Genomic DNA, 12689 nt, shown 5'->3' on the forward strand with positions numbered 1-12689 from the left:
TGCAAGGAATGGGATACCCGATGCGTTCGCGCTTCAATTCGGGCGGACCGGCTGCCTTCCCCCCATGCGCCGGTCCGCCCACCCCGGGTTCCCCTGATCCGCCAACCCGGATATTACGCACCGACCACAGCCGGAGCGTACCCCCTTGATCCTATCCACCCTCGCCGCGGCCACCGGCGATGTCGGCATGGCCGCCGGCCATATCCGCTATGCCGATCTCGGCCTCGATCCGGTCGCGCTGAACCTCGGCTTCTTCCAGCTGAAATGGTATTCGCTGGCCTATATCACCGGCATTCTCGGCGGCTGGTGGTATCTGCTCAAGCTGCTCGACCAGCCGGGCGCGCCGATGGCGCGGCGCCATGCCGACGACTTCGTGTTCTATGCGACGCTCGGCATCATTCTGGGCGGGCGGCTGGGCTATGCGATCTTCTACGCGCCCGAAATGTTCACCGACCCGATCAAGATCCTGCGGCTGTGGGACGGCGGCATGTCGTTCCATGGCGGCATGGTCGGGTTGATCCTCGGCATCTGGTGGCTGGCGCGCAAGCACGGGCTGCGCGCGCTCAGGGTCGCGGACTATGTCACCTGCGTCGCGCCGATCGGCCAGTTCCTCGGCCGCATCGCCAATTTCGTGAATGGCGAGCTGTGGGGCAAGCCCAGCGACGCGCCTTGGGCAGTCGTGTTTCCGCGCACCGTACCCGGCGGCCTCGACCCGGCACGCCACCCCAGCCAGCTCTATGAGGCGCTGGGCGAAGGGCTGATCCTGTTCCTGATCCTCGCCTTCTTCTTCTGGCGCACCGATGCGCGCTACAAGCCCGGCTTCCTGCTCGGCACCGGCATGGCCGGGTTCGGCGTCGCGCGCTTCATTATCGAATTCTGGCGCGAGCCCGATGCGCAGCTGGTGGAATTTGCGCAGGCGACGGGGCTACATATGGGCCAGTGGCTGACGCTGCCGATGATCGCGATCGGCATCTACCTGATGGTCACGTCGAAGCGGCGCCGGGTGCGGGTGGAGCCGATCGCGGGGTCGGAGAGCGTGGCTTGACCGAACCCGTCGTCACCGCCGCCGACCCCGCGCTCCCCGAACGGCTCGCCCGCGCGATCACGCTGGCCGGGCCGATCAGCCTCGCCCAGTTCATGGGTGCGGCCAACGCGCATTATTACGCGACGCGCGATCCGCTGGGCGCCAACGGCGACTTCACCACCGCGCCGGAAATCAGCCAGATGTTCGGCGAGCTGATCGGCCTGGGGCTGGCCGACAGCTGGGACCGGGCCGGTCGTCCGGCGTCACGCTATGTCGAATTCGGCCCCGGTCGCGGCACGCTCGCCGCCGATGCGCTGCGCTCCATGGCGTCGGCGGGGTGTACGCCGCCGGTCCATCTGATCGAAACCAGCCCGACGCTGCGCGACGAACAGGCAAAGCGCGTGCCGCAGGCCGAATGGGCGGTCGATACGGTCGGCCTGCCCGAGGATGGCGCGCTGCTGGTCGTCGCCAACGAATTCTTCGATGCGCTCCCCATCCGCCAGCTGGTCAAGACGGCGGACGGCTGGCGCGAGCGATTGGTCGCGTGCCAGGACACGTTGTTCCTTCCGGTCATGGGGCAGCGCGGGTTCGATCCGATCATTCCCTACCAGTTCCGCGACGCGGCCGTGGGATCGGTGCTGGAAACCGCGCCGGCCGCCGTGGCGATAATGCGCCAGTTGGCCAAGCGGATCGTCGCGCAGGGCGGCTGCGCGATCGTCATCGACTATGGCTATGCCGGCCCGGCGCTGGGGGATACGTTGCAGGCGGTGCGCGGGCACGGCTTCGTCAACCCCTATGACGATCCGGGCGAGCAGGACCTGACCGCGCATGTCGATTTCGGGACGCTGATCGAGGCCGCGCGTGCCGAAGACGCGGTCGCCTTTGGCCCGGTCGATCAGGGTGCGTTGTTGAAGGCGCTGGGCATCGACGCCCGCACGCAGGCGCTGGCCGCCCGCAGTCCCGAGCGCGCCGACCAACTGCGCGCCGATCGCGACCGGCTGGTGGAGGAGGAACAGATGGGCACGCTGTTCAAGGCGATTGCGATCACCTCGCCCGGCTGGCCGGTGCCGGCGGGGTTCGCGGCATGACACCGACCCTGCGCGACGCGACGGTCGCCGATGCCGGACTGCTGGTGACGATCGGGACCGAGACGTTCACCGACACCTTCGGCCATCTCTATCATCCCGACGACCTTGCCGCCTTCCTCGCCAAGTTCACGGTGGCGGCATGGGAGGAGGAATTGTCCGACCCGCGCTTCCATGTCGTGCTGGCGATGGCGGGGGACGACGCGGTCGGCTATGCCAAGCTCGGTCCGCCGTCGCTGCCGTTCGAACCGACCGGAAAGCCGATCGAACTGCGCCAATTCTATCTGCGTAGGCAAGCGCAAGGCACCGGCCTCGCCGCGACGCTGATGGAGCATATGCTGGCCAAGGCGCGCGCGACCGGCGCCGACGAGCTGTTCCTGTCGGTGTTCATCGACAACCATCGCGCGCGGCGCTTCTACGAACGCTATGGGTTCGAACGGGTCGGTACCTACGCCTTCATGGTCGGCAACCACCGGGACGAGGATGACGTTATGCGGGTGGCGCTATGACGGTGGAAGTGTTGCGCAGCGCTGCGCTGGAGGGGGTGGCGCACGGTTTTCTCGGGCGGCGCGGCGGGGTGTCGACCGGAGTCGTCGCCGGCCTCAACACTGGCCTTGGATCGGGCGACGATCCCGCCGCCATCGCCGAGAACCGCGCGCGCGCCGTTCAGGCGGTGCTGCCGGGGGCGGCACTGTGCGGGCTGTACCAGATTCATTCGGCCTCGGTCGTGCGCGTCCTGACCGCCTTTCCCGATGGGGAACGGCCGCAGGGCGACGCGATGGTCACCGAACGGCCGAACATCCTGCTCGGCATCCTGACCGCCGATTGCGCGCCGGTGCTGCTCGCCGACCGCGAGGCGGGGGTGGTCGGCGCGGCCCATGCCGGGTGGAAGGGGGCGCTGGCCGGGGTGACCGATGCGACCATCGCCCAGATGGAAAAGCTCGGCGCCCGTGCCGACCGCATCGCCGCCGCGGTGGGGCCCTGCATCGCGCGCGCGAGCTATGAGGTCGATATGGGCTTCGTCGAACGCTTCTGCGCGACCGATCCCGAGAATGAACGCTTCTTCGCGGAGAACCGCCCGGGCCATGCCCGGTTCGACCTTGAGGCCTATGTCGTCCACCGGCTGGCGGCGGCGGGCGTGCGGCGGATCGAGGCGCTGGGGCAGGACACCTATGCGCAGGAGGACCGCTTCTTCAGCTTCCGCCGCGCGACGCATCGCGGCGAAGCGGATTATGGGCGGCAGCTGTCGGTAATTGGGATCGCAGCGTAGCGCCCTCGCCGTACCCCCGCGCAGGCGGGGGTCCAGAGCCCCGAGCGCAACCGTTGTCCTGCTTGGCCCTGGGCCCCCGCCTGCGCGGGGGTACGACGTGGTGGCTTGTGCCCCCCCACATCGTAATTTGGTTTCTGTCGTAACTATCGCTACCCTTCCCGAAAAAGGAGAGATTCGTGACCGACGAAACCGAAGCCGACCTGACCGGCGTTCCCCCGCGCCGCCGCCCCAAGCCCCCGGTCGACACCGTCGGCGGGCGCCGGTTGAAGCCTGCGACGCTGATGATGGGCCATGGCTATGATCCGGTACTGTCCGAAGGCTCGCTCAAACCGCCGATCTTCGCGACCTCGACCTATGTCTTTCCCAATGCGGCGGCAGGCAAGCGGCATTTCGAGGGCGTGACCGGCAAGCGTCCCGGCGGGGCGGAGGGCCTCGTCTATTCGCGCTTCAACGGCCCGAACCAGGAAATCCTCGAAGACCGCCTCGGCGTCTGGGAAGCGGCGGAGGATGCGCTGGTCTTTTCCAGTGGCATGTCGGCGATCGCGACCCTGTTCCTGTCGATGGTCCAGCCGGGCGATACGATCATCCATTCCGGGCCGCTCTATGCCGCGACCGAAACGCTGATCGGCCGCGTGCTGGGCCGCTTCGGGGTCGACTATCTCGACTTTCCGGCGGGCGCGACGCAGGACGAGATCGAGGCGGTGCTGCGCAAGGCCGAGGGCCGCGTGCCGCTGATCTATCTCGAAAGTCCGGCCAACCCGACCAACGCGCTGGTCGATATCGAAGCGGTCGCCGCCGCGCGTGACGCGGTGTTCGGCGACACGGTCGAAAAGCCGCCGATCGCGATCGACAACACGTTTCTGGGGCCGCTATGGCAACAACCGCTGCAGCACGGCGCCGACCTCGTCGTCTATTCGCTGACCAAATATGCCGGCGGACATAGCGATCTGGTCGCCGGCGGCGTGCTGGGATCGAAGGCGCACATCAACACCATCCGGTCGATGCGCAACACCATCGGCACGATCTGCGACCCGAACACGGCGTGGATGCTGCTGCGCTCGCTGGAGACGCTGGAGTTGCGCATGAGCCGCGCGGGCGAGAATGCGGCGAAGGTCTGCGCGTTCCTGAAGGACCATCCCAAGGTCGAGCGGGTCGGCTATCTCGGCTTCCTGAAGGACGATCGCCAGGCCGACATCTATCGTCGTCACTGCACCGGCGGCGGGTCGACCTTCTCGCTGTACCTGAAGGGCGGCGAGCGCGAGGCGTTCGCGTTCCTCGACGCGCTGACCATCGCCAAACTGGCGGTGAGCCTCGGCGGGACCGAGACGCTGGCGAGCCATCCGGCGGGGATGACGCACCTGTCGGTGCCCGACGCGCGCAAGGTGGCGCTGGGGATTACCGACAATCTGGTGCGCATCTCGATCGGGGTCGAGGATGCCGATGATCTGATCGCCGATTTCGAACAGGCGCTGGCGGCGATCTGACCAGAAGATCCTCCCCATATCATGGGGAGGGGGGCCAGCCGCAGGCTGGTGGAGGGGCGTTGCCCCAGGCGTAGCGCTCGCGGCTTTGCCCCTCCACCACTCGCTGACGCGAGCGGTCCCCCTCCCCGTGCCGGGGAGGATCTTATCCCCCGCCAATCCCCTCGATCACCTTCCCCGTACCGCCACAATTCTCGCACTCGCCATCGCGGATCGTGCCCGTGCCGCCACAGCGCGGACACACATCCTCGCCCGTCCCGGGCGTGCCCGGCGCCGCATCGTCACCCGGGTTCATCGGTTCGGCCATGATCTTCTCTCCCGTCAAACCGCAACAACGGTCGACAGCGCGGGGAAGGTCCGGCATGACGGCTCGCCTTATGGCCCCGCGTTTCGCCTTTACCGTCACCGCCACGTCCGGCCGCGCCCGCACCGGCACCATCGCCATGCAGCGCGGCGACATCCGCACGCCTGCCTTCATGCCGGTCGGCACCGCCGCCACCGTGAAGGCGATGAAGCCGCAGGACGTGCGTGCGTCGGGCGCCGACATCCTGCTCGGCAACACCTATCACCTGATGCTGCGCCCCAGCGCGGAGCGGGTCGCGCGGCTGGGGGGCTTGCACAAGTTCATGGGCTGGGACCGCCCGATCCTGACCGACAGCGGCGGCTATCAGGTGATGAGCCTGTCCGAACTGACCAAACGGTCGGAGGACGGGGTCGAGTTCAAGAGCCACTTGGACGGCACCCGTCACCTGATGAGTCCCGAACGCTCGATGGAAATCCAGCGGTTGCTCGGCTCCGACATCGTCATGGCGTTCGACGAACTGGTCCCGACCACCTCGACCCGCGAGGTGCAGGCCCGCGCGATGGAACGATCGATGCGCTGGGCACGCCGCAGCCGGGCCGGGTTCGATTCGGGTGAGGAGCATTCCTCGCGCGCCGCGTTGTTCGGCATCCAGCAGGGGGCGCTCGACGAAAAACTGCGGAAAAGCTCCGCCGACGCGCTGATCGATATCGGCTTCGACGGCTATGCGGTCGGCGGCCTTGCCGTGGGCGAAGGGCAGGAGGCGATGTTCGGCGTGCTCGACTATGCGCCGCAGCAGCTGCCGGTGGACAAGCCCCGCTATCTGATGGGCGTGGGCAAGCCCGACGACATCGTCGGCGCGGTCGAACGCGGCATCGACATGTTCGACTGCGTGCTGCCGACCCGCTCGGGCCGCACCGGACAGGCGTTCACCCGTTCAGGCCCGATCAACATCCGCAACGCCAAATTTGCCGAGGATCTGGGGCCGGTCGACCCCGACTGCGCCTGCCCGGTCTGTCACGGCCACAGCCGCGCCTATCTCCACCATCTCGTCCGCGCGGGCGAGATTCTGGGGGCGATGCTGATGACCGAGCATAATCTCTATTTCTACCAGGCGCTGATGGTCGACCTGCGCGCCGCGATCGCGAGCGACACGCTGGCCGCCTTTGCCGACGATTTCCGGGCACGCTACACCGCCCCCAAGCATTGAACCCCGACAAGAGGGAGAGGATCATGACCGACAAGACCGAACTGAACGAAGTGACCGCCGCCGCCAAGGAGGTGAAGCGCGTCGCCGACGCCGCCGCCGAAACCAAGCAGCCGTCGAAGGGGCAGGGCTGGCCGCTGGTGCCGATCGGCATCGGCATCGGATCGGCCGCACTGGCCGCCGCGTTGCTCTACGCGAATTCGGGGCGCAAGAAGGACTGATTTCTTCTCGTCATTCCCGCGAAGGCGGGAATCCATAACCGCTGACGGTTGCGCCTTTTCCGCGACGCTCGCGTGTATGGACTCCCGCCTGCGCGGGAGTGACGAAGCATTTCGGTTCGATCGCGACGTCGTAACCGGCGATACGTTGACACTCCGGGGCAATGCGGCCCACACCTGCCGCATCATCCGTCCGGAGAGTTGCCCCCATGCGTTTCGGCCTCGCGCTGCTGATCTCGACCGCCCTGCTTGCCCCGGCTCACGCGCAGCAGCGCCCCGCCCCGACGGCGCCCGCCGCCAGCCCGACCGTACCGCCGATCGCCTATACCGAACGCACGCTCGCCAACGGCCTGCGCGTCTATGCCATTCGCGACACGTCCAGCGCGAACGTGTCGGTGCAGGTGTGGTACGATGTCGGGTCGAAGGACGATCCCGCCGGCCGCTCGGGCTTTGCGCACATGTTCGAACATCTGATGTTCAAGGCGACGCGGAACCTGGTGCCCGAACAGCTCGACCGGCTGACCGAGGATGTCGGCGGGTACAACAACGCGTCGACCGCCGACGACTATACCAATTATTACGAGGTGGTGCCTGCCAACCACCTGCAGCGGCTGTTGTTCGCCGAGGCCGACCGGATGGCGACGCTGGTCGTCGATCCCAAGACCTTCGCGTCGGAACGCGAGGTGGTGAAGGAGGAACTGCGCAGCCGCATCCTCGCCCAACCCTATGGCAAGCTGTTCGGCCTCTATGCGCCGATGGTGTCGTATAGCCACCACCCCTATGCGCGGCCGGGCATCGGATCGATCGAGGATCTCGACGCGGCGACCATCGACGATATCCGCGCGTTTCACGCGACCTATTACCGGCCCGACAATGCCGTGCTGGTGGTCGCGGGCAATTTCGATCCCGCGCAGTTGAACCGCTGGGTCGACCAGTATTTCGGCACCATCGCCAAGCCCAACCGTCCGATCCCGCGGGTGAGCGTCGACGAACCGGTCCGCCAGCAGCCGGTGACGAAGACGGTCTATGAGGCGAACACCCCGCTGCCCGCGATACTCATCAGCTATCCGCTGCCGCCGGCCAATCATCCCGATCAGGCGGCGTTGAAGGTGCTCGACGCGATCCTGTCGGGCGGGGACAATTCGCGCCTGCACCAGAGCCTCGTCTATCGTGACCAGATCGCGCAGGATGTCGGCGTGCAACTCGATGCCAAGCAGGGACCGGGCACGCTGTCGCTCTACGCGATTCTTGCCGGCGGCAAATCGGTGGCCGAGGGCGAAGCGGCGCTGAAGCGCGAGGTCGCCAGCCTGATCGCGACGCCGCCGACGGCGGCCGAACTGGCCGAGGCCAAGAACGAGATCACCACCGCCGAACTGCTGTCGCGCGAGACGGCGGAAGGGAAAGCGTCGGCGCTGGCGCAGGGCGTGATCGTCGAGCGCGATCCGAAGGCCGCCGACAAGGCGCTGGCCGCGATCGGTCGCGTCACCGCCGCCGATGTCCAGCGCGTCGCGAAGACGTGGCTCCCCGCCAACCGCGCCGCGACGATCCGCTATCTGCCCGATACCGCCAAGCCGGCGGGGGCGAGCAGCGACACCATCGCCATCGCCAACAGCGTGGTCACCGCACCGCTCGCCGTGCCGCCGGGCATCGCGATCCATACCCCGGCACCCGAAGGCCAGCGCGTGCTGCCGCCCGCCCCGGCTGCGCCGGTACAGGTCGCGATTCCGGTGCCGGTCGAACGCCGCCTCCCCAACGGCATGCGCGTCGTGCTGGTCGAAAAGCGCGGGGTGCCGGTGGTGACCGCCGCCTTGGTCGCGGGCGGTGGCGCGGTCGCCGATCCCGCCGATCGTGCCGGCGTCGGCGAACTGACCGCCGGGCTGCTGACGCAGGGGACCAAGACCCGCTCGGCGACCGAGATCGCCCGCGCGGTCGAATCTTTGGGCGGCAGCATCGGCAGCGGTGCCGGATGGGATTCGCAGAACGTCACGCTGACCGTCGGGTCGGGACAGGTCGCGCCGGCGCTCGGCATCCTCGCCGATGTCGCGCGCAACCCGGCGTTCGCGCAGGACGAGATCGACCGGCTGCGCACCCGCACCATCGACGGGGTCAGCGTCGCGCTGACCGATCCGGGGCAGTTGTCGAGCCTCGTCGCCGACCGCGCGGTGTTCGGCGGCGCGCCCTATGGCCATCCCGCCAGCGGCACGCCGACCACGCTGAAGGCGATCACCCGCGCCGACATCACCAGCGCCTATGCCCGCGCATGGCAGCCCGAAAAGGCGACTCTGGTGCTGGTCGGCGACATCACCCCCGATGCCGGGATGGCGCTGGCGACGCAGCTGTTCGGCGACTGGCGCAGCCAGCCGAACGCAACGCCCGCGCCGGTGCCGCAGGTCGCCGCCCCCGCCCCCCGCGTCATCGTCGTCGACATGCCCGGTGCCGGACAGGCGGGCGTCGTCGTCGCGCGGCCGGGCATCGCGCGCAGCAACGCCGCCTATTTCCCCGCCGCCGTCGCCAACGCGACGCTGGGTGTCGGCTTCTCGTCGCGCCTGAACCAGGAAATCCGTATCAAGCGCGGCCTCGCCTACGGTGCCCGGTCGGAGCTGGATGCGCGGCGGAACGGGGGTGCGGTCGGCGCATCGACCCAGACCAAGAACCCGTCCGCGCCGGAGGTGGTCAAGATCATCACCGACGAGATGCGCCGCATGGGTGCCGAACCCGCGCCGGAAGCCGAACTGGCGACACGCAAGGCGGTGCTGACCGGCAATTTCGGCCGCACGATCGAACGGACTAGCGGCATCGCCGGTACGATCGTCACCTATGTGTCGGACGGAGTACCGCTGGCGCGCATCGCGACCTTCCTTCCCTCGATCGAGGCGGTCGGTCCGGCGGCGGTGCAGCAGGCGGCGGCCAAGGTCATGGACCCGAAGGCGGCGAGCATCGTCGTGGTCGGCGACGCGAAGCAGTTTCTCGAACCGCTCCGCGCCGCCTATCCGCAGCTGGTCGTGATCCCCGCCGCGTCGGTCGACCTCAGCCGCGCCGATCTGGGGGTGAAGTAGGAGTCGCACCGTCACCCCGGACTCGATCCGGGGTGACGGAACGTGAGCATTCTAGAGGCTGATCCATCCAACTTGAATCGGACGTCATCCCAGCGAAGGCTGGGATCTCTCGGTGACAGCACGCCACAGGAGCCGCTTGAGACCCCAGCCTGCGCTGGGGTGACGTTTTAATGCAGATGGATCACACTCTAGACCTCGGAATCTTGCGACTTTCGATACTTTTTCCGGCTAGGTCCTGCCCCATGGCGGCCCTTCCCCCCATCAACCGGCGCGTGCGCAGGATCGGCGGCGCGGCCCTGCTGCTCGTCGGTGGGGCGATCGCCGTGCGGGCGGGGATCGCGGCGCGTGAGCATCGCGATCCGTCCGCGCCACCACCGCCGGTGGCGACCGGCTATGAGGCCGACGATCATTTCCCCGGCGCGGCGCAACTGTTGCTCGACGCCCCGGTCCGCCGGGGGGAGACCGGCACGGCGCCCCTGCCCGCGCTTCCCGCCAACGCGGATGCCGGCGACCTCGGCGACGCATCGATCCGCCCGGCCCGCCCGTTCGTATTGCGTGGTAGCCAGCTCGACCGCGCCCGCGCGCTGCGATGCCTGACCACTGCCGTCTATTACGAAGCAGGCAACGAACCCGATGCCGGGCAGCGGGCGGTGGCGCAGGTCGTGCTGAACCGCGTGCGCCATCCCGCCTTTCCGGCGACCGTGTGCGGCGTGGTGTTCCAGGGGTCGAACCGGCCGGTATGCCAGTTCAGCTTTGCGTGCGACGGGGCGATGGCCCGGGTGCCGGCACCGTCGGTCTGGCTGCGCTCGCGCCGGGTCGCCGCGCGTGCGCTGTCGGGCGACGTCTTCGCGCCCGTCGGGCTGGCGACGCATTACCATACCTATGCCGTCACCCCGTCGTGGAACCGGGCGCTGGTGATGACCGGCGTGTTCGGCGCGCATTTCTTCCACCGGTGGAAGGGGTGGTGGGGCACCCCCGCGGCGTTCACCGACCGCTATATCGGCATGGAGCCGATGCCGGGGCCACTACGCCCCCTGCCCCCGCCGCCGACGCTGGAGGCGGTGCCGGTCCCGAACGTCCCGCTGGTCCCGCCGACGTTCGTCGCGCCGCCGACGCCGGTGGCCAGCGCGACACCCGTGGTGGAGCCGAAGGATACGCTGCCACCGGAATCGCAGGTCCTCGACCGGTGGAAGGATTCGGGCAAGCCGTTGCGGTAGGACCGGCCTTTCTCGCTCCCCCGTGACTTTCCCCCGCCGGCCCCCTACCTGAGCGGCAACCAACCGGAGTGTGCCCCATGTCGCTGACCGTCGCCGTCCAGATGGACCCCCTTGCCGGCATCAACATCGCGGGCGATTCGACCTTTGCGCTGATGCTGTCAGCGCAGGCGCGCGGCCACCGGCTGTTCCATTATGCGCCCGAAGACCTCAACCAGTCGGGCGACCGGGTATGGACGCAGGCCCGGCCGGTGACGGTGCAGCGGGTGGTGGGCGATCACTTCGCGTTCGGCGACGCCGTCAGCCTCGATCTGGGCGAACAGGCCGATGTCGTGCTGATGCGGCAGGATCCGCCGTTCGACCTCGGCTACATTACTGCGACGCACCTGCTGGAGCGGATCAGCGACCGGACTTTGGTGGTCAACGACCCGGCATCGGTGCGTAACGCGCCCGAAAAGCTGTTCGTGCTCGATTACCAGCGCTTCATGCCGCCGACGCTCATCACCCGGTCGGTGGACGAGGCACGCAAGTTCCTGAACGAGCATGGCTCGATCGTGGTCAAGCCGCTCCACGGCAATGGCGGTAAGGCGATCTTCAAGATCGATGCCGATGCGCAGAACCTGTCCTCGCTGATCGAGGTCTTCAACACCGCCTATCGCGAACCGCATATGGTCCAGGCGTTCCTGTCGGCGGTGGCGAAGGGCGACAAGCGCATCGTGCTGGTCGATGGCGAGGTCGCGGGTGCGGTCAACCGGCTGCCGGGTGCCGGCGAGATCCGCTCCAACCTCGCGGTCGGCGGCACGGCGGCCAAGACCGAGTTGACGGACAAGGAACGCGAAATCTGCGCCGCGCTCGGGCCCGAACTGAAGCGGCGCGGGCTGATCTTCGTCGGGATCGACGTGATCGGCGGCGAATGGCTGACCGAGATCAACGTGACGTCGCCTACCGGCATCGTCGCGATCGAGAAGTTCGACGGAACCGATGTTGCCGGCATGATCTGGGACGCGATCGAGGCGCGGGTGGCGGAGCGGTAACGACACCAACCAGCCACGCACGTCACCCCAGCGCAGGCTGGGGTCTCAAGCGGCTCTTGTCCCGCGCCATCACCGGGAGACCCCAGCCTGCGCTGGGGTGACGTGGTTGGCAGGATGGGGCAACCGGCACGCACGGCACGAAACCCCGACCCGGACGTTCGGAACCCCCATGACGACCTTCATCCTCGATGCGATCGCGCGCGGCGGCTATATCGGCATCTTCCTGCTGATGGCGCTGGAGAATGTGATCCCGCCGATCCCGTCGGAGGTCATCATGGGGCTGGGCGGCATGGCGGTCGCGCGCGGGGACATGGCGATGGTGCCGCTGCTGCTATGGGGCACCGCCGGCACGACCGCGGGCAATTATTTCTGGTACGCGATCGGGCGGCGCTTCGGCTATCTGGGGTTGAAGCCGTTCGTCGATCGCTGGGGCCGGTGGCTGACGGTCGAATGGGAGGATGTGGAAAAGCTGCACCGCTTCTTCCGCAAGCATGGCGGCAAGACGGTCTTCATCTTCCGCTTCATGCCGACGTTCCGCACGATGATCTCGCTACCCGCCGGCATGGCGTGCATGCCGCGCTGGCGCTTCTTCCTCGCAACCTTCACCGGCAGCATCGTGTGGAATGCGGTGCTGGCCTATGCCGGGCTGTGGCTGGGATCGAATTTCCAGCAGCTCGACCATTATGTCGGTCCCATCGCCATCGCGATGTCGGTCGCGATCGTGATCGGCTATGTCTACCGCGTCATCACGTGGAAGCCGCGCGCGCAGCGGTAATTCGTTCGCATCAGTACGTCACCC

General features: G+C 67.9%; 12 protein-coding genes. 11 read left to right on the plus strand and 1 reads right to left on the minus strand.

What is annotated here, in order from left to right; genetic code table 11:
- The first annotated feature begins 145 nt into the window (after positions 1 to 145).
- The 5 genes from lgt (at position 146) to PPZ50_RS00835 (ending at position 4863) form a co-directional block, all read left to right on the plus strand.
- Complete coding sequence (gene lgt / locus PPZ50_RS00815) at positions 146 to 1045, plus strand: prolipoprotein diacylglyceryl transferase (protein ID WP_066691876.1); 900 nt, start codon at positions 146 to 148, stop codon at positions 1043 to 1045.
- Positions 1042 to 2112 (plus strand): class I SAM-dependent methyltransferase, encoded by a 1071-nt coding sequence (locus PPZ50_RS00820; protein ID WP_066691878.1) that lies wholly within the window; start codon positions 1042 to 1044, stop codon positions 2110 to 2112. Before lgt ends, PPZ50_RS00820 begins: the two co-directional genes overlap by 4 nt.
- Positions 2109 to 2618 (plus strand): GNAT family N-acetyltransferase, encoded by a 510-nt coding sequence (locus tag PPZ50_RS00825; RefSeq protein ID WP_066691881.1) that lies wholly within the window; start codon positions 2109 to 2111, stop codon positions 2616 to 2618. The genes PPZ50_RS00820 and PPZ50_RS00825 overlap by 4 nt, the downstream gene beginning before the upstream one ends.
- Positions 2615 to 3379 carry a peptidoglycan editing factor PgeF gene (gene pgeF / locus PPZ50_RS00830; protein WP_066691885.1) on the plus strand — a complete coding sequence of 255 codons (765 nt, stop codon included), beginning with the start codon at positions 2615 to 2617 and terminating at the stop codon, positions 3377 to 3379. The genes PPZ50_RS00825 and pgeF overlap by 4 nt, the downstream gene beginning before the upstream one ends.
- Positions 3380 to 3555: 176 nt before the next feature.
- Positions 3556 to 4863: a cystathionine gamma-synthase family protein gene (locus PPZ50_RS00835; protein WP_126014677.1), complete on the plus strand. Its 1308-nt coding sequence runs from the start codon at positions 3556 to 3558 to the stop codon at positions 4861 to 4863.
- Positions 4864 to 5005: 142 nt separating this feature from the next.
- On the opposite strand, the gene PPZ50_RS00840 is transcribed toward PPZ50_RS00835, so the two are convergent.
- Positions 5006 to 5167, minus strand: coding sequence for a hypothetical protein (locus PPZ50_RS00840; protein WP_164523896.1), 162 nt, complete (start codon positions 5165 to 5167; stop codon positions 5006 to 5008).
- A gap of 70 nt (positions 5168 to 5237) precedes the next feature.
- Between PPZ50_RS00840 and tgt the strand changes: the two genes are divergently transcribed.
- The 6 genes from tgt to PPZ50_RS00870 all read left to right on the plus strand — a co-directional run bounded on the left by tgt (position 5238) and on the right by PPZ50_RS00870 (position 12665).
- Positions 5238 to 6371 carry a tRNA guanosine(34) transglycosylase Tgt gene (tgt, locus tag PPZ50_RS00845; protein WP_066691892.1) on the plus strand — a complete coding sequence of 378 codons (1134 nt, stop codon included), beginning with the start codon at positions 5238 to 5240 and terminating at the stop codon, positions 6369 to 6371.
- A gap of 23 nt (positions 6372 to 6394) precedes the next feature.
- Positions 6395 to 6589, plus strand: a complete 195-nt coding sequence (locus tag PPZ50_RS00850) for a hypothetical protein (RefSeq protein ID WP_066691895.1) — start codon at positions 6395 to 6397, stop codon at positions 6587 to 6589.
- Between the two features lie 206 nt (positions 6590 to 6795).
- The gene (locus tag PPZ50_RS00855) at positions 6796 to 9642 is read left to right on the plus strand and encodes a M16 family metallopeptidase (protein WP_066691898.1); all 2847 of its coding nucleotides are present in this window, start codon (positions 6796 to 6798) and stop codon (positions 9640 to 9642) included.
- 242 nt (positions 9643 to 9884) lie between these two features.
- On the plus strand, positions 9885 to 10859 hold the full coding sequence (locus tag PPZ50_RS00860) for a cell wall hydrolase (RefSeq protein ID WP_066691907.1): 975 nt from the start codon (positions 9885 to 9887) through the stop codon (positions 10857 to 10859).
- Positions 10860 to 10936: 77 nt separating this feature from the next.
- Positions 10937 to 11890, plus strand: a complete 954-nt coding sequence (gene gshB, locus PPZ50_RS00865; RefSeq protein WP_066691909.1) for a glutathione synthase — start codon at positions 10937 to 10939, stop codon at positions 11888 to 11890.
- Between the two features lie 169 nt (positions 11891 to 12059).
- Entirely contained in the window at positions 12060 to 12665 is a 606-nt protein-coding gene (locus PPZ50_RS00870) for a DedA family protein (RefSeq protein ID WP_066691911.1), read from the plus strand.
- Positions 12666 to 12689: the final 24 nt, after the last annotated feature.

The organism is Sphingomonas hankookensis (assembly GCF_028551275.1).
In the GTDB taxonomy this organism is placed as follows: domain Bacteria; phylum Pseudomonadota; class Alphaproteobacteria; order Sphingomonadales; family Sphingomonadaceae; genus Sphingomonas; species Sphingomonas hankookensis_A.